Source organism: Stakelama flava (genome assembly GCF_019351405.1).
GTDB classification, from domain to species: domain Bacteria; phylum Pseudomonadota; class Alphaproteobacteria; order Sphingomonadales; family Sphingomonadaceae; genus Sphingomonas; species Sphingomonas flava_A.
Genome location: NZ_JAHWZX010000002.1, coordinates 124,356 through 148,234 on the forward strand (window position 1 = coordinate 124,356; position 23,879 = coordinate 148,234).

Annotated in this window: 24 protein-coding genes; 16 read left to right on the forward strand and 8 right to left on the reverse strand. The window is 63.2% G+C overall.

Annotated features, from left to right (window positions below; genetic code table 11):
* Positions 1 to 8 precede the first annotated feature (8 nt).
* The gene (locus KY084_RS02730) at positions 9 to 860 is read right to left on the reverse strand and encodes a helix-turn-helix transcriptional regulator (RefSeq protein ID WP_425516714.1); all 852 of its coding nucleotides are present in this window, start codon (positions 858 to 860) and stop codon (positions 9 to 11) included.
* Between the two features lie 81 nt (positions 861 to 941).
* Between KY084_RS02730 and KY084_RS02735 the strand changes: the two genes are divergently transcribed.
* The gene (locus KY084_RS02735; RefSeq protein ID WP_219236902.1) at positions 942 to 1,844 is read left to right on the forward strand and encodes an SDR family oxidoreductase; all 903 of its coding nucleotides are present in this window, start codon (positions 942 to 944) and stop codon (positions 1,842 to 1,844) included.
* A 228-nt stretch (positions 1,845 to 2,072) separates the two neighbouring features.
* On the opposite strand, the gene KY084_RS02740 is transcribed toward KY084_RS02735, so the two are convergent.
* The 4 genes from KY084_RS02740 to KY084_RS02755 all read right to left on the reverse strand — a co-directional run bounded on the left by KY084_RS02740 (position 2,073) and on the right by KY084_RS02755 (position 5,911).
* Positions 2,073 to 2,762 carry a DUF1013 domain-containing protein gene (locus tag KY084_RS02740; RefSeq protein ID WP_343227938.1) on the reverse strand — a complete coding sequence of 230 codons (690 nt, stop codon included), beginning with the start codon at positions 2,760 to 2,762 and terminating at the stop codon, positions 2,073 to 2,075.
* Between the two features lie 105 nt (positions 2,763 to 2,867).
* Positions 2,868 to 3,890 (reverse strand): glycosyltransferase family 4 protein, encoded by a 1,023-nt coding sequence (locus tag KY084_RS02745; protein WP_219236903.1) that lies wholly within the window; start codon positions 3,888 to 3,890, stop codon positions 2,868 to 2,870.
* Positions 3,891 to 3,894: 4 nt separating this feature from the next.
* The gene (locus KY084_RS02750; protein ID WP_219236904.1) at positions 3,895 to 4,770 is read right to left on the reverse strand and encodes a UDP-2,3-diacylglucosamine diphosphatase; all 876 of its coding nucleotides are present in this window, start codon (positions 4,768 to 4,770) and stop codon (positions 3,895 to 3,897) included.
* A 133-nt stretch (positions 4,771 to 4,903) separates the two neighbouring features.
* Positions 4,904 to 5,911: an NAD(P)H-quinone oxidoreductase gene (locus KY084_RS02755; RefSeq protein ID WP_246586821.1), complete on the reverse strand. Its 1,008-nt coding sequence runs from the start codon at positions 5,909 to 5,911 to the stop codon at positions 4,904 to 4,906.
* An 83-nt stretch (positions 5,912 to 5,994) separates the two neighbouring features.
* Between KY084_RS02755 and KY084_RS02760 the strand changes: the two genes are divergently transcribed.
* The 6 genes from KY084_RS02760 to KY084_RS02785 all read left to right on the forward strand — a co-directional run bounded on the left by KY084_RS02760 (position 5,995) and on the right by KY084_RS02785 (position 13,727).
* Positions 5,995 to 6,192: a DUF1192 domain-containing protein gene (locus tag KY084_RS02760; RefSeq protein ID WP_219236905.1), complete on the forward strand. Its 198-nt coding sequence runs from the start codon at positions 5,995 to 5,997 to the stop codon at positions 6,190 to 6,192.
* Between the two features lie 182 nt (positions 6,193 to 6,374).
* On the forward strand, positions 6,375 to 8,693 hold the full coding sequence (gene clpA / locus KY084_RS02765) for an ATP-dependent Clp protease ATP-binding subunit ClpA (RefSeq protein WP_219236906.1): 2,319 nt from the start codon (positions 6,375 to 6,377) through the stop codon (positions 8,691 to 8,693).
* Between the two features lie 251 nt (positions 8,694 to 8,944).
* Positions 8,945 to 10,654, forward strand: a complete 1,710-nt coding sequence (locus KY084_RS02770) for a sensor domain-containing diguanylate cyclase (RefSeq protein ID WP_246586822.1) — start codon at positions 8,945 to 8,947, stop codon at positions 10,652 to 10,654.
* 60 nt (positions 10,655 to 10,714) lie between these two features.
* On the forward strand, positions 10,715 to 10,918 hold the full coding sequence (locus KY084_RS02775; RefSeq protein WP_219236907.1) for a hypothetical protein: 204 nt from the start codon (positions 10,715 to 10,717) through the stop codon (positions 10,916 to 10,918).
* Between the two features lie 38 nt (positions 10,919 to 10,956).
* Positions 10,957 to 12,660: a long-chain-fatty-acid--CoA ligase gene (locus tag KY084_RS02780; RefSeq protein WP_219236908.1), complete on the forward strand. Its 1,704-nt coding sequence runs from the start codon at positions 10,957 to 10,959 to the stop codon at positions 12,658 to 12,660.
* A gap of 47 nt (positions 12,661 to 12,707) precedes the next feature.
* The gene (locus KY084_RS02785) at positions 12,708 to 13,727 is read left to right on the forward strand and encodes a serine hydrolase domain-containing protein (protein ID WP_219236909.1); all 1,020 of its coding nucleotides are present in this window, start codon (positions 12,708 to 12,710) and stop codon (positions 13,725 to 13,727) included.
* Positions 13,728 to 13,731: 4 nt separating this feature from the next.
* On the opposite strand, the gene KY084_RS02790 is transcribed toward KY084_RS02785, so the two are convergent.
* Together KY084_RS02790 and KY084_RS02795 are read right to left on the reverse strand one after the other, a co-directional pair.
* Positions 13,732 to 15,192, reverse strand: coding sequence for an MFS transporter (locus KY084_RS02790; protein ID WP_219236910.1), 1,461 nt, complete (start codon positions 15,190 to 15,192; stop codon positions 13,732 to 13,734).
* The gene (locus tag KY084_RS02795; protein ID WP_219236911.1) at positions 15,189 to 16,553 is read right to left on the reverse strand and encodes an NAD-dependent succinate-semialdehyde dehydrogenase; all 1,365 of its coding nucleotides are present in this window, start codon (positions 16,551 to 16,553) and stop codon (positions 15,189 to 15,191) included. Before KY084_RS02795 ends, KY084_RS02790 begins: the two co-directional genes overlap by 4 nt.
* Before the next feature lie 89 nt (positions 16,554 to 16,642).
* Between KY084_RS02795 and KY084_RS02800 the strand changes: the two genes are divergently transcribed.
* The 9 genes from KY084_RS02800 (at position 16,643) to KY084_RS02840 (ending at position 23,176) form a co-directional block, all read left to right on the forward strand.
* Positions 16,643 to 16,888 (forward strand): exodeoxyribonuclease VII small subunit, encoded by a 246-nt coding sequence (locus tag KY084_RS02800; protein WP_219236912.1) that lies wholly within the window; start codon positions 16,643 to 16,645, stop codon positions 16,886 to 16,888.
* Positions 16,842 to 17,792, forward strand: a complete 951-nt coding sequence (locus tag KY084_RS02805) for a polyprenyl synthetase family protein (protein WP_219236913.1) — start codon at positions 16,842 to 16,844, stop codon at positions 17,790 to 17,792. The genes KY084_RS02800 and KY084_RS02805 overlap by 47 nt, the downstream gene beginning before the upstream one ends.
* A gap of 33 nt (positions 17,793 to 17,825) precedes the next feature.
* Complete coding sequence (gene coaD / locus KY084_RS02810; protein WP_219236914.1) at positions 17,826 to 18,332, forward strand: pantetheine-phosphate adenylyltransferase; 507 nt, start codon at positions 17,826 to 17,828, stop codon at positions 18,330 to 18,332.
* Positions 18,333 to 18,421: 89 nt separating this feature from the next.
* Positions 18,422 to 19,099, forward strand: a complete 678-nt coding sequence (locus tag KY084_RS02815) for a peptidylprolyl isomerase (protein WP_219236915.1) — start codon at positions 18,422 to 18,424, stop codon at positions 19,097 to 19,099.
* Positions 19,100 to 19,109: 10 nt separating this feature from the next.
* The gene (gene queA, locus KY084_RS02820; RefSeq protein WP_219236916.1) at positions 19,110 to 20,135 is read left to right on the forward strand and encodes a tRNA preQ1(34) S-adenosylmethionine ribosyltransferase-isomerase QueA; all 1,026 of its coding nucleotides are present in this window, start codon (positions 19,110 to 19,112) and stop codon (positions 20,133 to 20,135) included.
* 97 nt (positions 20,136 to 20,232) lie between these two features.
* Positions 20,233 to 20,472, forward strand: a complete 240-nt coding sequence (locus KY084_RS02825; protein ID WP_219236917.1) for a hypothetical protein — start codon at positions 20,233 to 20,235, stop codon at positions 20,470 to 20,472.
* 41 nt (positions 20,473 to 20,513) lie between these two features.
* On the forward strand, positions 20,514 to 21,485 hold the full coding sequence (locus KY084_RS02830) for a cation diffusion facilitator family transporter (protein ID WP_219236918.1): 972 nt from the start codon (positions 20,514 to 20,516) through the stop codon (positions 21,483 to 21,485).
* Between the two features lie 73 nt (positions 21,486 to 21,558).
* Entirely contained in the window at positions 21,559 to 22,659 is a 1,101-nt protein-coding gene (gene ychF, locus KY084_RS02835) for a redox-regulated ATPase YchF (protein WP_219236919.1), read from the forward strand.
* 70 nt (positions 22,660 to 22,729) lie between these two features.
* Complete coding sequence (locus tag KY084_RS02840; protein WP_219236920.1) at positions 22,730 to 23,176, forward strand: MaoC family dehydratase; 447 nt, start codon at positions 22,730 to 22,732, stop codon at positions 23,174 to 23,176.
* On the opposite strand, the gene KY084_RS02845 is transcribed toward KY084_RS02840, so the two are convergent.
* Positions 23,173 to 23,775, reverse strand: coding sequence for a hypothetical protein (locus tag KY084_RS02845; RefSeq protein WP_219236921.1), 603 nt, complete (start codon positions 23,773 to 23,775; stop codon positions 23,173 to 23,175). The two genes, KY084_RS02840 and KY084_RS02845, sit on opposite strands and share 4 nt — an antisense overlap.
* Between the last annotated feature and the right edge of the window lie 104 nt (positions 23,776 to 23,879).

The following is a 23,879-nucleotide window of genomic DNA, read 5'->3' on the forward strand; positions in this document are numbered from 1 at the left end:
TGCCCCCCTCAGCCGCTATCGCGTTCGAGAAATGCATCAATGCGCCGTGCTACCTCACTTGTTGCAGGCGTATAGACCATCATGGTCAGGTCCGATCGCCCCTCCACCCAAAAGGAGGAAAATTCGAGTTCCAGCGGCCCGAGTTCGGGATGGTGGATACGCTTGGTCCCCTCTCCACCGCCCAGCACCTCATTATCGCGCCACATCATTGCGAATTCGGGACTCATATCGGACAGTTCGGCAACCAGCCTTTCGATTTCCGCGCCCGCGCCCGCACGGACTGCATCGGCGCGAAACGCTCCCACGACAAACCGCGCCACACGCAGCCAATCCTCCTGCGCCGCTTTCATGCGCGAATCGCTGAACATGATTCGCAGGATGTTGCGCCGGTCCGGGGGAAGCTGCGAATAATCCATCAGCAGCGCCGTCGCCGCGCGGTTCCAGGCCAGAACGTCCCAGGTCGCCGACCTGATCATCGCCGGGCTGGCGGGAACGGCGTCCAGCACGCGTTGCAGGCGCGGCGTGATGATGTTTTCCGGCGCGCGGTAGCGTGCTTCGGGAGGATGGCCAAATGCCAGGATATGCAGATGCTGCCGCTCGGGTTCGGTCAGCATCAGCCCCGCCGCGATGCGTTCGAGCACATCCGCCGACGGCGCTCCGCCCCGCCCCTGTTCGAGCCAGGTATACCAGGTCGGACTGATATTGGCGCGTTGCGCCACCTCTTCCCGGCGCAGCCCCGGCGTTCGCCGCCGCCCCACCGGCAGGCCCAGACTGGCCGGGTCAAGCCGCATCCTGCGATCACGCAAAAAGATGCCGAGCGAATTTTCCCGTGGCTGCGGCGTGGTATTCCTGTTGTTCATCATACCATGATAACGTCACTACTTTAATAGGAAATTTGGTAGCGCATCTTGGCTGTCCGAACAATATCGGAGAGTTTGAAGATGCGTGTATTTGTCACTGGCGCGACCGGGTTCATCGGATCGCGGATTGTGCCCGAATTGATTGCGGGCGGTCATGAAGTCATCGGGATGACGCGATCCGACGCGGGCGAACGTTCGCTGGCACAGGCTGGCGCAACCGCGCACCGCGCGACTCTGGAGGATCCGGAAAGCGTAATGGCGGGGGTGGAAAAGGCCGATGCCGTGATCCACACCGCGTTCGACCATGATTTTTCCAATTTCGTGGAAAATTGCGAAAAGGACCGACGCGTAATCGCCGCGATGGGATCGGTGCTGAAGGGGTCCGACCGGCCGCTGATGATCACGTCGGGGACCGGCATGGGAGACTCCGGCGACGGCCGTCCTGCATCGGAAGACATCTGCAATACCACCCATCCGAATCCGCGCGTCGCATCGGAAATCGCGGCGCAGGCGCTGCTTGACGATGGCGTGCACATATTGGTGATGCGGCTACCGCAGGTTCACGACACAGTTCGTCAGGGCCTGATTACGCCCTATATCCAGATTTCGCGCGAAAAGGGATCGGTCGCCTATGTCGGCGAAGGAGCGAACCGCTGGCCCGCCGCGCATGTCAGCGACGTCGCGAAACTGTACGCGCTTTCCTTTAACAAGGGCGCACCGGGCACCCGCTATCATGCGGTGGCCGAAGAAGGGATCACGGCGCGCGCGATCGCACAAGTCGTCGGGGCCGGGCTGAACCTGCCGGTGGTGTCGCTATCGCAAGACGAAGCGCAGGCGCATTTCGGCTGGTTCGCGATGTTCGCCAGCCTTGACATGCCCGCCAGCAGCGCGATCACCCGCGAACGGATCGATTGGCAACCCACTGGGCCGGACCTGCTCACCGACCTGAAGAACATGGACTATCAGGCAGCCGCCGGGCACTGATAGCGGCCGGGGCTGCGCCGGATCGTCCGCCGCAGCCTTGCCCCTCTCCTTTCGATATCGCGAGCGGCAAAGGTTGTGCAGCAATCCGGCGGCAGTTCTTGCCACGCTGGATTGCTTCACCCGCGTCGCGGGTTCGCAATGACGAAGGGGCGGCCGGTTAAGAGCGGCACAGTTTGGAGGTCCGAGGCCGCAAGGGCGCGTCTGGCGGACGATGGTCCGCCCGGCGCGTCAATGTTTGAAGGGGTCTTCGAAGGCGGGCTTTTCGGGTTCTTCGCCGCGCGCTTCGGCAAGCGCCGCCGCTTCGGCGTCACGGGCGGCCTGTTCGCGTTCGGCGCGCAGTTCCTCGATCAATGCTTCACGGTCGCCTTCAAGCCGGGTATCGGTCGGCTGCTGATCGATGCCGGCGGCCTTTGCCGCCTTTGCCACGACCGCGTCGAGTTCGCGCTGCGAACACAGGCCCAGCGTCACGGGGTCCTTGGGTACGATATTGGCGATGTTCCAATGACTGCGATCGCGGATCGCGGCGATGGTCGTGCGCGTGGTGCCGATCAGCTTGCCGATCTGGCCGTCGGAGATTTCCGGATGATTGCGGATGATCCAGGCGATGCCGTCGGGCTTGTCCTGCCGCTTGGAAACCGGCGTGTAGCGCGGCCCCTTGGTCCGGCGAATCTGTTCCGGGCCCTTTTGCATCTTGAGGCGATAATCGGGGTCTTCCTGCCCCTTTTCGATCTCCTCCATCGTCACTTCATGCGCGCGAACGGGATCGCGCCCCGTCAATTTGGTCGCGGCGGTATCGTCCGCGATCGCCTGCACCTCCAAAATGTGCAGGCCGCAGAAATCTGCGATCTGTTCAAAGGAAAGCGCGGTGTTGTCGACCAGCCAGGAAGCGGTCGCGTGCGGCATCAGCGGCTGTGACACGGCGGAAATTCTCCACAAACAATAAGGGCCGCCCCTCGCGGAGCGGCCGACCTCTATTTCCCGATCTAGCCGTGCTTGCCGACAAGGGCAAGGGGCGGCGTTCAATCAGGCCGCGTGCCGCTTCGCCGCGATCGGGGCCAGCGCGCCCAAAAACTGCGCCGCGCTTGCTTCCCAGGTGAACCCCGCGCCGTAGCGAGCGCACGCCGCGCGATCTTTTTTCAGAGCTTCAGCTATGGAGTCTTCCAGCCGCTCGTCCATCGCGCCGACGCCGCGGGTGAGAATATCCATTGGACCAGTGACGGGAAAAGCCGCGACCGGCGTGCCGCAGGCGAGTGCTTCGATCATCACCAGCCCGAACGTGTCGGTGCGGCTGGGAAAGACGAAAACATCGGCGGCCGCATATATGCTCGCCAGTTCCTCCCCGAAGCGCGCGCCCAGAAAGATCGCGCGTGGGTGTTTCGCCTCCAACGCCGGCCGTGCCGGGCCATCGCCGACGACGATTTTCGTACCCGGATGCTGGTTTTGCAAAAACGCTTCGAGATTCTTCTCAATGGCCACGCGGCCGACATACAGTTGCAGCGGGCGCGGCAGATGCGCCAGCGTGGGATTGGGCGTCACGTCGCCATGGAAATGGTGCAGGTCCACCCCCCTGCCCCATTGCCGCACTTTGGCAAGGCCATGATCGTTCAGTGTCCGGCGGATCGACGCGGTGGAAGCGAGAACCGCCTCAGCAGGTGCATGGAACCAGCGAATATAGCGCCAGACCCAGTCGACCGGCACGCCCGATCGCGCCGAAATATAGTCGGGAAACTGCGTGTGATACGCGGTGGTGAAGGGGAAATGCCGCCGGATGCACCAGCGCCGGGCAGCAATGCATAACGGCCCTTCGGTCGCGAGATGGATGGCATCGGGCGCGAAATCGGCGAGCAGGTCACCCACCCTGCCCGTTCCCGCCATCGCCAGCCGGATTTCGGGATAGGTCGGACAGGGAAGCGAATGGAAGCGGTCAGGCGAGAGGACCAGGACGCGGTGCCCCTGCGCCTCAAGGACCGTGCGCACCGATTGCAGGGTGCGTACCACGCCGTTGACCTGTGGTTCCCAGGCGTCGGTGACGAGGGCGATGCGCATGGGGTCAGGCCGCTGCCCGTACCGCGCTTGCCCGCGCATCGGCGTCGCGCCGCGCGATCTCGTCCGCCCAGTGGAGGATTTCCATCCGCCCGTCAAAATGTTCGACCAGCGCCGTGCAGCCCTCCACCCAGTCGCCATCGTTATAATATTCGATGCCGCCGATCGTGCGCGCATCGGCGGTGTGGATATGACCGGCGATTACGCCGTCTACGCCGCGCGCGCCCGCTTCACGCGCCATGACGGTTTCAAAGTTCGAGATGAATTCTACGGCGTTCTTCACCTTTTTCTTGGCGTGTTTCGACAGCGACCAATATGGCAGCCTCATCGCCCGGCGATAGCCGTTCACCCAGCGGTTGAGCGTCATCATCATGGTGTATGCGGCATCGCCCAGATGCGCGAGCCAGCGATGCGACAGCGTGATCGCGTCGAATTCATCGCCGTGCAGGACCAGAAGCCGTCTGCCGTCGGCTGTTTCGTGCACCGCCTGACGCCGGATTTCTACGCCGCCGAAATTCAGCCCGGCGAACTGTCGAAACATCTCGTCATGATTGCCGGGGATAAAGACGATGCGGGTGCCGCGCTTCGCCCGTTTCAAAATCCGCCAGACGATGTCGTTATGCGTGGCGGGCCAGTAGAATTTCTTCTTAAGCCGCCATCCGTCGATGATGTCGCCGACCAGATACATGGTGTCGCTGTCGACATGGTCGAGAAAGTCGATCAGCATTTCGGCGTTGGAACCGCGCGTGCCCAGATGAATGTCCGAAATCCAGACGGTGCGATACTGGCGTCGCCGGGTTACCGGATCGTCCGATACCGCCGACCCCCCGGCCAGGAAATCGGCAAGATAGCCATCGATCGGTACTCTGGTGATTACAGCCATGTCCTGAACCGCCCCCATGCCCCGTTTTCGCGTATCCGCGACATGACGGACAATTGTTACAGTTCGCGCGACGGCGATTTAACCGGACTGTAACAGGGAAAGCGGCGCGGCGGCCTGCCGCTCCGCCATTGGTTCAGGGGGTATAGCCGGTCGTGAGAACGATCTTGCCCGCATGGTCGCCCGATTCCATCCGGGCATGCGCCTTTGCCGCGTCCTTGAGCGCGAAACTCTTGTCGATCAGGGGTTTCAGCCGCCCCGCCTCGACATGCGGCCATACGGTGCGGTGCAGTTCGTCGGCGACCAGCGCCTTGAACGCCGTGTCGCGCGCGCGCAGCGTCGATCCGGTCAGCGTCAGGCGGCGCTGCATGATGGCGAAGATGGGAATTTCCGCCTTCGCCCCGCGCTGGACCGCGATCGAAACATGGCGACCGTCCTCCGCCAGGCATTTCAGGTTGCGCGCGACATAATCGCCGCCGACCATGTCGAGCACTGCGGCGACGCCTTCACCGTTGGTTATGTCGGCGACGCGTTCGACAAAATCTTCCGTTTTGTAATTGATCGCATAGTCCGCACCATGGCGCTTTGCCGCCGCGCATTTATCGTCCGAACCGCAGGTAACGATGATGGTGAGCCCGAACAGGTTGGCAAGGCTGATCGCCATGGTGCCGATCCCGCTGGTTCCGCCATGAACCAGCACCGTGTCGCCGTCAGAGGCATAAGCGCGTTCGAACAGGTTGGTCCACACGGTGAACAGCGTTTCGGGCATCGCCGCTGCCTCTACCATCGACAGCGCGTCGGGGACCGGCAGGCACTGCCCGACCGGGGCCAGCGCATATTCGGCATAGCCGCCGCCCGCGACCAGCGCGCAGACCGGCTGGCCCAGATGTTCCTGCCCGACATCCTCGCCCAGCGCCGCGATAGTGCCGGCGATTTCAAGCCCGGGTATCGACGGCGCACCGGGCGGCGGGGGATAGTTGCCTTGGCGCTGCATGACGTCGGGACGGTTGACGCCCGCCGCAGCGACCCGGATCAGCACTTCGCCCGCGCGTGGGCGCGGCACCGGGCGTTCGCACGCCACAAGCACCTCCGGCCCGCCCGCCTGCGCCGGATCGATCGCCGTCATCGTATCGGGAAGCGTCATGATCGTCGTAATCCCCCAAAGTACGTGCCCCTTGCGCCCACCTTATTGACATCCGCCGGCCCACGGTCAACGCTGTGCGTGTCATGGAAGCCGACGAGTCCTTCCCGCCCCGCCGGGGCGACCTGCTCGCCGAACTGGCGAGGCAGGATCTCGACCCCCTATCGGTGGCCGAACTCGATGCGCGCATCGCCGCGCTGGAAAGCGAGATCGGGCGCACGCGGCGTCACAAGGATGCGTCGAGCGCACACCGCGCAAATGCCGAGGCGCTGTTCAAGCGATGATGCGCCGACCCCCGCAAGACCCGCCAATGCCACGCCCGACAGACCATGTCGCGGCCACGCAACGGCGGATTTTCGCGGCGGTGCAGCACGATACAAAGCCCGGCCTTGAGTCCGGACGACGTGCTTCCGACATATGATGAAAGGGTACGCACACTTCCTGCGTCCCGCTGGAGTATGATGTAATGCCAAGTTTCGCTTCCGCCCTGGAATCCACGCTGCACAAGGCGTTGGAGGCCGCATCGTCGCGTCGCCATGAATATGCGACGCTCGAACACCTGCTGCTCGCGCTTGTCGATGATGAGCATGCGTCCAAGGTGATGAACGCGTGCGGCGTCGATTTGGGTGAACTGAAGACCACGGTGGCGCATTATCTCGATACCGAGCTTGACGCCCTTAAAGTCGACAGCGTCACCGACCCCTCCCCCACCAGCGGTTTCCAGCGCGTGGTTCAGCGCGCGATCCTGCATGTCCAGTCGTCCGGTCGCGACGAGGTGACCGGCGCGAACGTGCTGGTCGCGCTGTTTTCCGAACGCGAAAGCTATGCCGTCTATTTTCTACAGCAGCAGGATATGAGCCGCCTCGATGCCGTGAGCTATATCAGCCATGGCGTGGGCAAGGGCGCATCGGCCGCCGAAGCGGCGACGCCCAAGGGCGCCGAGGACGAGAAATCGTCCAAGGCCGAGAAGAACAAGGGCGAAAGCGCGCTGAAGCAGTTCTGCGTCGACCTGAACGAAAAGGCCGAACAGGGTAAGGTCGATCCGCTGATCGGGCGCGGCCCGGAGGTCGATCGGACGGTGCAGATCCTGTGCCGCCGGTCGAAGAACAACCCGCTTTACGTGGGCGATCCGGGCGTAGGCAAAACCGCGATCGCCGAAGGGCTGGCGCGCAAGATCGTCGAGGGCGATGTTCCCGACGTGTTGAAGGAAGCGGTGATCTATTCGCTCGATATGGGCGCGCTGCTGGCCGGAACGCGCTATCGCGGCGATTTTGAAGAGCGGCTGAAACAGGTTGTCAACGAACTGGAAAAGCTGCCGCACGCGGTGCTCTTCATTGATGAAATCCACACCGTCATCGGCGCGGGCGCGACCAGCGGCGGCGCGATGGATGCGTCGAACCTGCTCAAACCCGCGCTGTCGGGCGGCACGATCCGTTGCATCGGATCGACCACGTACAAGGAATTCCGCAACCATTTCGAAAAGGACCGCGCGCTGCTTCGCCGGTTCCAGAAGATCGACGTCAACGAACCCAGCGTCGAGGATACGATCAAGATCCTGACCGGGCTGCGCGGCGCGTTCCAGGATCACCACGACGTCAAATACACCCCCGACGCGATCAAGTCGGCGGTCGAATTGTCGGCGCGTTACATCAACGACCGCAAGCTGCCCGACAAGGCAATCGACGTGATCGACGAAGTGGGCGCGATGCAGATGCTAGTGCCGGTCAGCCGCCGGAAAAAGACGATCACGCCCAAGGAGATCGAGGCGGTCATCGCGACGATGGCGCGCATCCCGCCCAAGAGCGTGTCGAACGACGATACCAAGGTTCTCGCCAGCCTCGAAACCGATCTGAAGCGGGTCGTATTCGGACAGAATGAAGCGATCGAGGTGCTGTCGAGCGCGATCAAGCTGTCCCGGGCGGGGCTTCGCGATCCCGACAAGCCGATCGGCAACTATCTGTTCTCCGGCCCCACCGGCGTCGGCAAGACTGAGGTTGCGCGCCAGCTTTCTGAGATTCTCGGCATCCCGCTCCAGCGTTTCGACATGAGCGAATATATGGAACGCCATTCGGTCAGCCGGCTGATCGGTGCACCTCCGGGCTATGTCGGCTATGATCAGGGCGGCCTGCTCACCGATGCGGTCGATCAGAACCCGCACAGCGTGCTGCTGCTCGACGAGATCGAGAAGGCGCATCCCGACCTGTTCAACATCCTGCTTCAGGTGATGGACAACGGGAAGCTGACCGATCACCACGGCAAAACGGTGGATTTCCGCAACATCATCCTGATCATGACGACCAATGCCGGCGCGTCCGACATGGCCAAGGAATCGATCGGCTTTGGCAATATCAGCCGCGACGATGTGCAGGAGGAGGCGGTGAAGAAGCTGTTCACCCCCGAATTCCGCAACCGTCTGGATGCCATCGTGCCGTTCGCTTATCTGCCGACCGACGTCGTTGCGCGGGTGGTGGAGAAATTCATCCTGCAGCTCGAACTGCAGCTTGCCGATCGCGATGTGCATATCCGGCTGGACGATGGTGCCAAGCAATGGCTGACCGAGCGCGGCTATGACAAGCTGTACGGCGCGCGTCCGATGGGACGGCTGATCCAGGAAAAGGTCAAGCAGCCGCTTGCCGAGGAATTGTTGTTCGGTAAGCTGGTCCATGGCGGCGAGGTCAATGTGACGCTGAAAGACGACGCACTGTCGTTCGAAATCACCCCGGCCGCGCCGAAAAAACCGCGTAAGAAGGGCGGCGGGAAAAAGACAAAGGCCGAGGCGAAATAAGCCGACGCGAAAGCGATAAAAGACCAAAGGGCCGGGGCAGCGATGCGCCGGCCCTTTTCGTTTGCCCGCAGCTTTTTTGCTGGTCGCATTGATCCCAACCCATGGCGCTATCGCCCTTGCGGTCCCCGCAGAGGCGCCGCAGTCCGGATTTCACCGCCATGAAGCGCCGGGGATCGCATCGCCCGGCGTCGCTCCAATCGTTACGAAAGCGTATTTACCGTTTGTTGGATAATGACCGGTAAAGCATCTTCATGAATCGGGGGCGGCTATTTCTTTCGGGCTTCTGCGTGCTGGTCCTGTGGCTGACCGCGGCGGCATTCGCGTTGCCCTCGCAGGCGCGCGCTAAGGTGTCGGGCGCGGTGGTGGGCGCGCCATTGCGGGTATGCACGCTTCGCACCGAAACCGACGACACGCCGCGCAAATTATTTGCGAAGGCCCGTCGGTTCGATTGCGCCACACCGCAACGAAGCTTCGGTCCGGGCGATTATTGGGTGATGAGCCAGCCGCTGGTGGGCATCGACCATGTCGAGCGCCGCAGCCGGGTTCGCATCGCCAGCGTCTGGCAGCGCGGCATCACGCTGCACGCGTTGTACCGCGACGGCACGATCCGCAGCTGGGCGCTGGACGATGCAGCGACATCCCGACATATCCAGATGGGCGCGATGATCGAATGGGAATTGCCAAGGGAATATGGCGCACCCGAACGGCTGCTCTGGCAAATCGACGATTCGGCCAATGTGCGCGGCATCCTTGTCTCCCCCCGGCTTGCTCGGCCCCGACAAAGCAGCGCTGCGAACCTGCAAATGGGCGCGATCTACGCCGCGTTCGGCGGGCTGTGCGCCGCGCTGCTCGCCTATAATCTGGCGATGTGGGCGGCGTTGCGCCACCGGTTCCAGCTTGCCTATTGCGCGATGGTCGTCGCGCTGGGCGCCTATACCTGCACCTCGTCGGGCGCGCTTGCATGGTGGCTGCCCGACATCGCCAATACCGACCGTATCCGGCTGAACTATCTGTTCATCGCCTGCGCTGCGGCGGCTGCGCTGTTCTTCGCGCGAAGCTTTTTCGAAACCGAACTGGCCGGAAGCCGGATACCGCGCGCCGCCAACCGGATGACGGGTCTTCTGGCTCTGGCGACCGCCGCTTTCGTGCTGCTCGCCCCTTGGCGGATCGCGTTGCTCGACACGCTTGTTTCGCTCAGCTTCGCGGCGATTCTTCCGCTGATTATTCCAATCGTCTGGCGAGCGAGGCAGCGGCGCAGTCCGCATCTGTGGCTGTTCGCGACCGCATGGGCGGTCCCCTTGCTGTTCGCCTGCCTTCGCATCGCGTCAGGGCTGGGCATTATCCGCCCCGATTTCTGGATCGACAATTCAACCATCTTGGCGATGAGTTTCGAAGCGGTGATGTCGACGGTCGCGATCGCCTATCGCATCCGCCTGCTCACCAAGGAGCGCGACGAAGCGCGCGCACAGGAACTTGCCGCGCGCCTGCTTGCCGATACCGACCCGCTGACTGGGCTGCTCAACCGGCGCGCCTTTTTGGTGAGAGCGATGGCGGTCAAGGGCGAACTGACATTGTTCCTGGCCGATCTCGACCATTTCAAACAGGTCAATGAAACGATCGGCCATGACGGCGGCGACGAAGTGCTTCGCGTATTCGCACGCACGCTGCGCACCACAGTCCCAGCAGATGCCCTGGTCGCGCGGATCGGCGGCGAGGAGTTCGCGATCGCGCAACCGTCGGGCGAAGCGCTGAACCCCGACGAATTGCTTGCCTGGATACGTGCCGCGCGGATGCCGTTCGACCTGTCGATCACCGCAAGCATCGGCAGTTGCACCGGGCCGCTAACCAGCGAAGGCGACTGGAAGCGATTGTACCATAATGCCGATCGGGCATTGTTCGCGGCGAAAAGCGCCGGACGAGACCGGGCGCGCCGTTCGGAAAGAATCGCGGCGGCGGCGTAACCCGTTGCCGTCACGGCAATTTGGCGGTAACGCATGGTGTTGCAACGAAAGGTGGATGCGATGACGCAACGACGCGCGGTGGCCCTGACGTTTCTGGTGGCATTGATCGCAACGCTGGCGATCCGTCATCCCAGTGCGGATATCAGCATCCTGACCCATGACCGCGCCGACCCGGCCCCGCACCGCATGCAGGCGGCGGTCGATCTGGGCATCGGCGCGTTTTCGATCCTCGTGACCTGGACGGCGGGCGAAAGCCGCATGTGAACTTGCGTCGGCCAAAGTCGCTGCTTACACATCTGTAAATGACCGATCCCGTTCAGCTCTGGCGCACTGCCTATCAGCATCCCGATCCATGGGACCGCGTGTTCGAACCGATGTCGATGGTGTCGCTGTTCGAAGCATCGGCGCGGGCCAAGCCCGCTGCCCCACTGCTCGACTTTCTGGGGCGCAAATACAGCTATGCCGAAACCATGGACGGGGCCAATCGGGTCGCGTGCGGACTAAAGACGATGGGATATGGGCCGGGCGACAGGATCGGCCTGTTCCTGCCCAATGTCCCGCACTATGTCGCCGCCTATTACGGCATCCTGAAACTCGGCGCGACGGTGGTGAACTTCTCGCCGCTCTATACGGTCGATGAACTGGCGCACCAGGTGGAGGACAGCGGAACCAGGCTGCTGTTCACCATTTCGGCCACCGCATTGCTGCCCACCGCGCTGGAGGTGCTGGACAAAAGCGGGCTGGAGCGGCTGGTCGTCGGATCGGTGGCCGGCGCGCTGCCCGCGACGAAATCGCTGTTCTATCGCCTGTTCCGCGGCCGCGAAGTCGCCAGCCATCCGGACGATCCGCGGGTCAGCGCGTTTTCGGCGCTGATCGACAATGGCGGCGAATGCATCGCGCCGACGATCGAACCCGATAACGACATCGCGCTGATCCAGTATACCGGCGGCACCACCGGCACGCCCAAGGGCGCAATGCTGACGCATCAGAATCTGTCGGCCAATGCGCGGCAGGTGGCGCTGCTCGACCCCGAACTGGGACAAGTTACCGACCGGATCGTGGGAGTCCTCCCCTTTTTCCACGTCTTCGCCAATACCTGTGTGCTCAACCGGACGGTGGTGGCGGGTGGCGAGATCGTGATGCTGCCGCGTTTCGATGCGGCGCAGACGTTGGCCGCGATCGAGCGGACGAAGGCGACATCGCTTCCCGGCGTGCCGACCATGTATCAGGCGCTGCTCGACCATCCCAAGACGGCGAGCACCAATTTCTCTTCGCTTCGCGTCTGTATCTCTGGCGGAGCGCCGCTGGCTTCGGAACTGAAGGCGCGGTTCGAACGCGTAACCGGGGCAACGCTGATCGAAGGCTATGGCTTGTCCGAAAGTTCAGGCGTGGTGTCGAGCAATCCGTACGAGGCACTGAACAAGCCCGGCACGATCGGGCAGCCGATCCCTGCCACGCGGGTGCGGCTGATCGACAAGGAAGACCCGTCGAAACCGGTCGCCGACGGTGAACCGGGCGAAATAGTGGTGTCGGGGCCGCAGATCATGCGCGGATACTGGAATCGCCCCGATGCCGATGCGCAGGTGTTCGTAGACGGGGTATTCGGCGGTCAGCAAAAGCGGCACTGGCTGCGCACCGGCGATGTCGGGATGATCGACGAGGACGGGTTCATCCGTATCGTCGACCGGCTGAAAGACATGATCGCGGTCGGCGGGTTCAAGGTATTTCCCAGCCAGATAGAGGAAATTCTCTACAAACATCCGGCGGTCAAGGAAGCGCTCGTGATCGGCGTACCCGACGATTATCGCGGCGAAAGCCCGCGCGCCTATATCACGCTGAACAGCGGCGCTGACGAAGACGGTCGGGCAATCGCCGAATGGCTGAACCCGCAACTGGGCAAGCATGAACGTGTCGACCGGGTGGTCGTGCGGCAGGAAATGCCCAAAACGATGATCGGCAAGCTCGACCGCAAGGCGTTGCGCGCGGAGGTTGCGGCGGAGGGCTGACGCACCGCGATTTGCAGGTCTGTGTTATCCATGCAATACAGTGTTGCATGAAGCATCTAGCCTCCGCAGCGCTGCTCGCCATATTCGCCGTTCCGACCATTGGAAACGCACGGCAATCGAGTGCGACCGACGCGTCCACCCCCGCCAGCTATGTCGAGACCGAGCTGCTTCCCGATGGCAGCTTCTCCACGCGGGTCGGCGGCGCGGGGCGCGAAGGCGCGCTGTATGAAGCTGGCAGCATTTCAAAATATGCCTGTTCGATCGCGGCGATGGCGCTGCAGCGTCAGGGTAGGTTGAAGCTCACCGACACGCTCGCCACGCTGCTGCCCGACTATCGCGGCGCAAAGGCGGGCGAAATCACGCTCGAACAGCTCCTCCAGAACCGTGCCGGGATCGCCGACGGCGCGATGATCGCGGTGCGCGAGGATGCCAAGGCGACGCTTGCGCTGAAGCTCAGCCCGACCGAGGCTGCAAACCGCTTTGCCACGCGCTATACCGACGATCCGCCGGGCACCGCGTTCGATTATGTCATCACCAATTGGATATTGGTGCAGGCGATCCTTGAACGCGCGAGCGGATCGTCAATCCATGATGTGCTCCGCGACACCGTCTACGTGCCGGCAGAGATGACGCACAGCACCAGCTTTACCGACACCCTGCCCGGCGACGATCCGGTCAAGCCTGTGGGGTTCACACTGCCCATGCCCAGCTATCTAGTGTGCGCAGGCGGCACCGCGGCAACGCCCGAGGATCTGATCCGGCTGCTGCGCTATCCCTATACGCCCGGCTATCCCGGGGCCGATCGCGAAGCGCTGGCGCGCGTGGCGAGCGCTGGGTCGCACTATGCGCTGGGCGGGCGAACGCGGGTGGTGACGGTGGACGGCGTCGCGCATCCGCTCAGTTGGAAGAGCGGCAGCAACGGTGCGTTTAAATCGCGCGCCGCCTATGACCCGATCAGCGACACCGGCTATGCCATCGTCACCAATGAGGGCGATCTCGAGCTGTTACAAGCGCGCACCAATGACTGGGCAAAGCGGACGCTGGGTGCGGCACCCGGCGGCGACTGACGCGCTATTCCCACGAAAGCGGGCGGGCGACTTCTTCGAGCGGCTTGCGTTCATTGGAAAGGCCGATGAAGCGGGTCAGGATCGCGGCTGCGGCCATCAGCGCGGCACCGATCAGATAGCCGATCAGCACCTGCCCGCGCGACCCGCTTTCGATCAGCAGCCCGAACAGCCAAGGCGCGGCGACGCCGCCAAGCCCCGTCCCGACAGCATAGAAAAACGCAATCGCCAGCGCGCGGATTTCAATCGGAAAGCTCTCAGCTACTGTCAGGTATGCGGCGGAAGCTGCTGCTGAAGCAAAGAAAAAGGTGACGCTCCAACACAGAGTCTGAGAAGTCGCGTTCAGCCAGCCGGCAGCGAAGGCAAGACCGGTCAACGTCAACAACAGCGCCGACATGCCATAGGTGAGCATAATCATCGGCCGTCGCCCGACGGTATCGAAAAAGCGACCAAGGATCAGCGGGCCGGCTACGTTTCCCGCAGCGAATGGAAGAATATACCAACCGACCAAACTGTTTGGAATCGCGTAGAAATCGGTCAGCATCATTGCATAGGTGAAGAAGATGGCGTTGTAGAAAAAGGCCTGCGCCGCCATCAGGGTGAGGCCGAACACGGTGCGCTTTGGATATGTATAGACAAGTGTGGTCACGACATCGCGCAGGCTGGTCGATCGGCGCGGCACGACCCGGTTTGCGCTCGCAGGGAGATCAGGCAGCGAATGGCCTGCCTCGACAATGCGGCGTTCGATGTCGCCCACCACGCGCTCCGCCGCCTCCTCACGACCGTGAATGGCGAGCCAGCGTGGGCTTTCGGGAATATAGCGGCGCAGCGCCAGAATCACCGCCCCGATCACCGCCCCGCCAAAAAAGGCGATGCGCCAGCCATGATCCGGCGCGAACCAGCGCGGATCGAGCAGGATGATCGACAGCGCGCTTGCCATTGCCGCACCAACCCAGAAGCTGCCGTTGATGGCAAGATCGGTCCAGCCGCGCCGCCGCGCGGGGATAAGTTCCTGTATCGCCGAATTGATCGCGCTGTATTCGCCGCCGATGCCCGCCCCTGTAAGAAAGCGGGCGATGGCATAGCTGGGTACGCTCCACGTGAAGGCGGTGGCGAGCGTAGCGATGAGGTACAGGCCCAGCGTCACTGAAAAAAGCCGCTTCCTGCCCCAGCGATCAGTCAGCCAGCCAAAGAACAGCGCGCCGATCACCGCGCCCGCCAGATACATCGAATTCGCGAACCCGACATCGCCCGCGCTGAACCCCATCGCCGGACTGTCGCGAAGCGCGCCCGCGACCGATCCGGCCAGCGTCACTTCCAACCCATCGAGGATCCAGGTGATGCCGAGCGCGATGACGATAAGCCAGTGAAACCGGCTCCATGGCAGCCGGTCGAGCCGGGCGGGAATGTCCACGCCCCCGCCCTGCCCCGCCGCGCCTGCCGCGAGACCGGCCCCGTGCCCGCTCATCCGGGCAGCATCACGGTCTTCATGTTCATGAATTCGTACATACCCCATGGGCCGAGTTCACGGCCATAGCCCGACAGCTTGACGCCACCGAACGGCGCTTCGGGAGCGGAAGCCAGCATCTGGTTCACCGCGGTCATCCCGGCGGCGATATCGCGTTCGAAGCGATCCTGTTCGCCGCTGTCGTTGGTCCAGACGCTGGAACCGAGGCCATAGGGAATATCGTTGGCGAGTGCGATCGCGTCGTCGATGTCAGTGACACGAAACAGCATCGCGACCGGGCCGAACACTTCCTCACGCGCAACATCGGCATTGCGCGGGACGCCGGTGAGCACGCCCGCGCTCATATAAGCGCCCGGCGAATCGAGTTTTTCGCCGCCGAATTCCAGCGTCGCTCCGGCCTTTTTCATGCGGCCCAACTGATCGAGCACGGTATCGCGCTGATCAAAGCTGGAAAGCGGTCCCATATCGCTTTCCTCATCCATCGGGTCGCCCGCCTTTACCGCTTTCATCGCTTCGAAAAACTTCGCGGCGAAGGCGTCGTAGACATCGGCATGGACAATCATCCGCTTGCCGCAGATGCACGACTGGCCCGTATTCTGGATGCGCGCGGTCACCGCCTGTTCGGCGGCCTTGTCGATATCGGCGGACGGCATGACGATGAACGGGTCGGAGCCGCCCAGTTCGAGCACGACTTTTTTAAGGTGCTTGCCCGCCGTTTCGGCAACCTTCGCCCCCGCGCCCTCACTGCCGGTAAGCGTGACGGCGACGACGCGCTTGTCGGCGATGACCTTTTCGACCGCGTCCGATTTGATCGCCAGATTCTGGAACAGGCCGTCCGGCCCGCCCGCCTTTTTCACCATCTCCTCCAGCGCGGCGGCAACGCCCTGCGTGATGGATGCGTGTTTGAGGAGGCCGACATTGCCCGCCATGATCGCGGGGGCCATGAAGCGCACGACCTGCCAATAAGGGAAGTTCCACGGCATCACCGCCAGCACCGGCCCCAGCGGCAGCCAGCGGGTTCGCGCCGATCCCTTTGACACCGCGACATCTTCGCCTTCCAGAAAAGAGGGGCCGTGTTCTGCATAATGGCGAAAGGCGGCGGCGCATTTTTCCACTTCCGCGATCGAGGATTTCAGCGTCTTTCCCATTTCCCGCGTGGCAATTTCGGCAAGCCGCCGCTTATCCGCCTCGAATGCATCGGCAAGGCGGCCGAGCAGCGCGGTGCGCGTGTCGAGCGAACTGACCCGCCATTCGCGAAACGTGCTCTGCGCGCGCGCCAGCGTCGCCTCCACGGCCGCGTCGTCCATTTCCGCAATTGCGTCCAGTTTCTCGCCGGTTGCCGGATTGACGCGTTCGAACATGATGAAATGCCTCCTGATATGTTGCCGGGTGAACGTGCCGGGGCAAGTGGGAGTTGCAATCTCATCGCGTGCCGGGCCATAGCGCTGGCATGGCTGAAGAGCGTGACATATCGGAACTGTCCTTCGAAGAGGCGCTGAAGGAGCTTGAGCGCATCGTCGGGCGGCTGGAAAGCGGCGAGGCGGCGCTTGAGGAAGCGATCAGGCTGTACGAACGCGGCGATGCGCTTCGCCGCCGCTGCGCCGACCGGCTGGACGCCGCGCAGGCGCGGATCGAGGCGATCCGGCTGGATGCCGAGGGCAGGCCCGCCGCAACCCAGCCGTTCGACGCGGAATAGGCGGGTGGCCGAGGCTTCGCTCCTGCTCGCATCGGCATTGCGGACGATCGCGGCGGATGTCGATGCGCAGTTCGACGCGCTGCTGCCGGTGCCCGCCGATCCGCGCGCGGGGCTGTACCGGGCGATGCGCCATGCGGCGATCGGCGGCGGCAAGCGGCTTCGCCCGCTGCTGGTCAACGCCACGGCGAGATTGTTCGATGCCGACCCGCTTCAGGCACTTCGCGTCGGCACCGCAATCGAATGCATCCATGTCTATTCGCTGATCCATGACGACCTGCCCGCGATGGACGACGACGATATGCGCCGGGGAAAGCCCACGGTGCACAAGGCGTTCGATGAAGCGACGGCGGTGCTGGCGGGCGATTGCCTTCATGCGCTGGCGTTCGAGGTGCTGTCGCATGAAGCAACGCATCGCGATTCCCATGTCCGTGCCGAACTGGTGTTCGAACTGGCCCGCGCCGCCGGCCCTGCCGGGATGGCGGGCGGACAGATGATGGACCTGAAGGCGGAGGGTGCGAGTTTCGACCTGCCCACCGTCACCCGGTTGCAGGCGATGAAGACCGGCGCGCTGATTTCCTGCGCGGTCGAATCGGGCGCGATACTGGGCCGGGTGCCGCCCGATGCGCGAACGGCGGTGCGCGGCTATGCCCATGATATCGGCCTCGCCTTTCAAATCGCGGACGACATACTGGATGTCGAGGGCGATGAGGAACTGGCGGGAAAGAAACTGCGCAAGGACGGCGATGCGGGCAAGGAAACCTTCCTGTCTCTGCTCGGGCTGGAACGTGCGCGCGAACAGGCGGCCATGCTGGTCGATCAGGCGATCGAGCATCTTCGCGATTTCGGGAACGAAGCGGACCTGCTGCGCGACATTGCGCGCTTTACGCTGGAACGCGACCGGTGACGCACCGCCCCGCATGATGGGAGAGACTTTCGAATGACCACTCGCACCGGCGTTTATCCCGGCACGTTCGATCCGATCACGCTGGGCCATATGGACATCATCGCGCGCGCCGCGCGGCTGGTCGACCGGCTGGTGATCGGCGTGACCACCAATCCGTCGAAAAACCCGATGTTCACGCTGGAAGAACGCATGGAGATGGTCCGGCGCGAGGTCGATCAACTGGAAGGCGATGTGCGCGTCGTCAGCTTCGATGCGTTGCTGATGGATTTCGCCGAGCGCGAGGGCGCATCGATGATCGTGCGCGGCCTGCGCGCCGTCGCCGATTTCGAATATGAATATCAGATGGCGGGGATGAACCAGCAGCTCAACGACCGGATCGAAACGGTTTTCCTGATGGCGGACGTGTCGTTGCAACCGATCGCCAGCCGTCTTGTAAAGGAAATCGCGATGTTCGGAGGCGATATTCACAAGTTCGTAAGCCCCGCGGTTCGCGACGAAGTGGAGGCGCGGGTGACGAAAATCGGTCGCAAGGGCAGTTGAGCCGCGAAAGGCCGCCCATTCACATTGGCGCAAGCGCGAATATGGTTTAAGCGCCGGGATACTGGTTTCAGCGGGTTTTTGGGGAAGTCATGCGTTTTATCGGGTTTCTGGTCGCGCTGATCGCGACGATGGTGGCGATTCCGGCGTTCGCGCAGCAACATACCATTGCGTCGACGCACAGCGAAAAGGCACCCGAAACAACGGACAAGGAAAATCTGTGGCTGCTCGACCTGTCGACCGGCGGGCGAGTGACGATCCTGCTTCGCCCCGATGTCGCGCCCAAGATGGTCGAACGGATCAAGACGCTGACCCGGCGGCATTTTTATGACGGCACGATCTTTCACCGTGTGACCGACCGGCCGCTGCCGATCGCGCAGGGCGGCGATCCGACCGGAACAGGAACGGGCGATTCGGACCTTCCCGACGTACCGGCGGAATTCAACTATCTACCGCATGCGCGCGGCGCGGTGGCGGCGGCGCGCACGGCGGACGAAAACAGCGCGAACAGCCAGTTCTACATCATGTTCCGCCCGGCCTTGTCGCTCGACAAGCGCTACACCGTTTTCGGCCGCGTCATCGACGGGATGGAATATGTCGATCAGATCCATCGCGGCGAACCGCCCAAGGACCCGTCGCGCGTGCTGCATGCCTATATCGCGTCGGACAATCCCCCGCCCTATCAGCCGGCACCGGCAACGGCACAGAGCGCACCGACGCTGGGCGATGGTGGTGACCTGACCCTGCCGCCGAAGAAACCGGCAGAGTGACGAACGCGCGATGCGCGTCGACGATTTCGATTTCGAGCTTCCCCCCGAACGGATCGCGCTGAGGCCGGCCACCCCGCGCGATGCCGCGCGGATGCTGGTGCTGGATGGCGATGCGACGCTGGACCGGGGGGTCGCCGACCTGCCCGATATGCTGCGCGCGGGCGATTGCCTGATTTTCAATGACACACGGGTCATCCCGGCGCAGCTTGAGGGCGTCCGGGGCGAGGCGAAGATCGGCGCGACGCTTCACAAGCGCGAAGGGCCGCGCCGCTGGCGCGCATTCATCCGCAACGCCAAAAGACTGCGCGACGGCGACACCATCGATTTCGGTCAAAAGGTATATGCGACCGCATCGGATCGTGGTGCGGACGGCAGCTTCGCGCTGGATTTCGCTGGCAACGAACCGGTCGAATGGCTGCTTCAGCGCGCCGGGCATATGCCGTTGCCGCCCTATATCGCGTCGAAGCGTCCGACCGACGAACGCGATGCGGATGATTATCAGACGATGTTCGCGCGCGAGGCGGGTGCCGTCGCCGCACCCACCGCCGCGCTGCATTTCACGCAAGCGCTGATCGAGCGGCTGAACGCAGCCGATATCGGCACTGCGACGTTGACCCTGCATGTCGGCGCGGGGACGTTCCTGCCGGTAAAGGCGGACGATACCGACGATCATGTCATGCACGCCGAATGGGGCCGGATCGACACCGCCACCGCCGATCGGCTGAACGCGGTACGCAAGCGCGGCGGACGGCTGATCGCGGTCGGCACGACGAGCCTTCGCCTGATCGAAAGCGCGGCGGGCGAGGACGGGGTCATCCGCCCGTTCGAAGGCGATACCGCGATCTTCATCACCCCCGGCTATCGCTTTCGCGGGATCGACGGGCTGATGACCAATTTCCACCTTCCGCGATCGACATTGTTCATGCTGGTGTCAGCGCTGATGGGATTGGAGCGGATGCAGGGCGCCTATGCCCATGCCATACGCGAAGGCTATCGCTTCTACAGCTATGGGGACGCATCGCTGCTGCTGCCCTGAATCGGGGCGGCAACAATTTGTTACCATTGCGTGAAAATCGCGAAACAAGCGTCGCTTAGCTGCCCCGTGCATAGATATTTGCACTGGAGCAGTCCGCATGATTTCGATTTTCGTCGCAATGGCGCTTCCCGCGCCCGCCGCGCTTTGCCACCCCGAACCGATGAAGGCGATCGCCTGCACCCGGAACCGCGATACGCCTGTGGTGCGCGCAGTCACGCCTGCATGCCATCCCGATCCCGCCAAAGCGCGCACCTGCGCCGCGGCGGGCCTGTTGGCGCGCGCCGATATGCCGGATCGCGATGCCGGCGGGCGCGTCCAGTCGCGCGGCGACGACTGATGCGCTAGTATCACCTGCCGCGCTCGCCTTATGTCAGGAACATGAGCGCGAATCACAGCCATGGTCATTCGCATGGTCATGCCCATCACCACGGGCATGACCATAATCACGCATTGGGCCATGCCCATGCGCACGTGCCCGCGGATTTCGGCCGCGCCTTCGCCATCGGTGCGATCCTGAACATCGGTTTCGTGGTGGTGGAGGGCGGCGCCGGGCTGATCTGGGGATCGATGGCGCTGCTCGCCGATGCCGGACACAATCTGTCCGACGTGCTGGGCCTGCTGATCGCCTGGGCGGGGGCCGAACTGACGAAGCGACCGCCGTCAAAGCGCTTCACCTATGGCTTGCGCGGGTCATCGATCCTCGCGGCGCTGGGCAATACGCTGCTGCTGATGATCGCGGTGGGGGCGATCCTGCTCGAAACCATCCAGAGGCTCGCAGATCCGCCGCCGGTCGCCGGCGGCATGGTGATGATCGTCGCGGCGGTCGGCATCGTCATCAACGGGGTGACCGCGTGGCTGTTCGCAAGCGGACGAAAGGGCGACGTCAATATTCGCGGCGCATTCGTTCACATGGCAGCCGATGCGATGGTGTCGGCGGGCGTGGTGATCGGCGGCGCGCTGATCCTGTGGACCGGGGCCGCATGGATCGACCCGGTGGTGAGCCTGATCATCGTCGCGGTGATCGTGTGGAGCAGCTGGGGCCTGTTCCGCACCTCGATCGGAATGGCGCTGCAGGCGGTGCCGCCGGGCATCGACCATGACGCGGTGATGGAGACGCTGCACATGCTGCCGGGGGTCGCGCACATCCATGACCTGCATATCTGGCCGATGAGCACCACCGAATCGGCGCTGACCGCACATCTGTACATGCCTGCCGGGCATCCGGGGGATGCGTTCCTGATCGCGCTTCAGGAACGGTTGCTGCACGATTTCGGCATCGATCATATCACGATCCAGATCGAGGTGAGCGAAAATGCCGGGTGCCGGATGCACGGCGAACAGACGGTTTAAGGGTGCGCCCCACTGGCGTCATCGACGCGCATCGCCTAGGGGGACGGCTTCCAATCGAACTACGGGATGACCCATGGGTTTTCGTTGCGGCATCGTCGGCCTGCCCAATGTCGGCAAATCGACGCTTTTCAACGCGCTGACCGAAACGGCGGCGGCGCAGGCGGCCAATTATCCGTTCTGCACGATCGAACCGAATGTCGGACAGGTCGCGGTTCCCGACCCCCGGCTGGACAAGCTGGCGGAAGCGGCGGGATCGGCGAAGAAGATCGAAACGCAGCTTGCTTTCGTCGACATTGCCGGGCTGGTGCGCGGCGCAAGCAAGGGCGAAGGGCTGGGTAACCAGTTCCTCGGCAATATTCGCGAGGTGGACGCGATCGTCCATGTGCTTCGCTGTTTCGAAAATGACGATATCCAGCATGTCGACAATCATGTCGATCCGATCGCCGATGCCGAGACGGTCGAGACCGAGTTGATGCTTTCCGATCTGGAAAGTCTGGAAAAGCGCGTGCCGAACCTTCAGAAAAAGGGCCAGGGCGGCGACAAGGAAGCGAAAGCCGCCGCCACCGTGCTCGGCCGCGCGCTCGACCTGCTGCGCGATGGAAAGCCTGCCCGGCTTACGGAAGCGAACGATCCGGAAGAGGCGCGCATCCTGGAACAGGCGCAACTGCTGACCGCCAAGCCGGTGCTGTATGTATGCAACGTCAATGAGGATGAAGCCGCCAACGGCAATGCCTATTCGGCGAAAGTGTTTGAAAAGGCAAAGGCCGAAGGCGCCGAGGCCGTGGTCGTATCCGCCGCGATCGAGGCGGAGATCGCGACGATGGAGCCGGACGAGCGCGGCGAGTTCCTGAACGAGCTGGGGCTGGAGGAAACCGGCCTGGCCCGTGTGATCCGGGCAGGATATAAACTCCTGAACCTCCTTACTTTTTTCACCGCCGGGCCAAAGGAAGCGCGCGCCTGGACCGTGGAAGCGGGATCGAAGGCGCCGCAGGCGGCCGGTGTCATCCATACCGATTTCGAACGCGGTTTCATCCGTGCCGAAACCATCGCGTTCGACGATTATGTCACGCTGGGCGGCGAAGCGGGCGCGCGCGATGCGGGCAAGCTGCGCGCCGAGGGCAAGGAATATGTCGTGCAGGACGGCGACGTACTGCTGTTCCGCTTCAACGTCTGAGCGTTGCCGGGGGCGGCGGGTTGACGCCGTCGCCCTTGCCAAACGGCGCGGATACGCCGACACCCCTGCCATGAAGTATTTTGAAGACTTCGCGGTGGGCGAGCGTGAACAATTCGGCAGCTATTCGGTCACCGCCGAGGAAGTGGCCGAGTTCGCCGGCAAATATGATCCGCAGCCGTTTCACCTGTCCGACGAGGCGGCGGCGAAGACGCATTTCGGGCGGATTGCTGCCAGCGGCTGGCACACCTGTTCGATGACCATGGCGATGCTTGTCGCGCACATGAAGGATGACGCCCTTGCGAGCCGGGGCGCGGCGGGTATCGACGAGCTTCGCTGGCTGAAACCCGTTTATCCCGGCGATACGCTGCGCTGCGAAACCGCCGTGCTGGAACTTCGCCCGTCCCGTAGTCGCCCTGATATCGGCAGCGTGCGCAGTGAAATGAAGGTGTACAATCAGAACGACGAGGCGGTGATGCGCTTCGTATCGATCGCGCTTATCGCCCGGCGCACTGATTAGCGCGGGTCTGCCCGGCGATAGCGCCTGCGATTGCCGTCACTTTGCCTGCGATCGCCATCTACCCGGCTCCAGTCGCGCGCGTCTCCGTTTCTCCACTCGCGGCGAATATCGGAATCGTTGCGATCCCGGCGACTATCGGGCCGATCGGATCGGCTGCGATCGGGGTCGCGTCGTTGATAGTGATCATCGCGGTCACCACGATCATGTCGGCTGCCCGGATAATCGCGATTGCCGCGATAGCCGTCCCAGCGATCGCGCATATCGCGGCGCGGCCCGTGCCATGCCTGGCGGCGCTGCGTCCAATAACTGCGTTGACGATCGTTCCAGCGATAACGGCGATTGTAATTGTCGTACACGTAATAGCCGGTGCCGGGATAATAATAGCCGCCATAATATCCCCAATAGGGATCGCCATAGCCGTCATAATAGCCCGAGTAACCGGACCCGTAGCCATCATAATATCCGTCGTAATATCCGCCCGAACCATAGCCGACCGACACGCCCGAATAGCCGTACCCGTCCTCATAACAGCCTGTGAGCACCGTGGCCGCGCCCAGCGCGCAGGCGATGGCGAGGATGCGTTTGGGTCGTGCGTTCATCGAAAGTCTCCAGGTGCCGGCTTCGGCAGGTCGCGCGAAACGCGCGCGCCAACGCCTTTGTCAGTAAACGAGATGTAAACGCGAGCGGTTCCCATGCCGCGCGG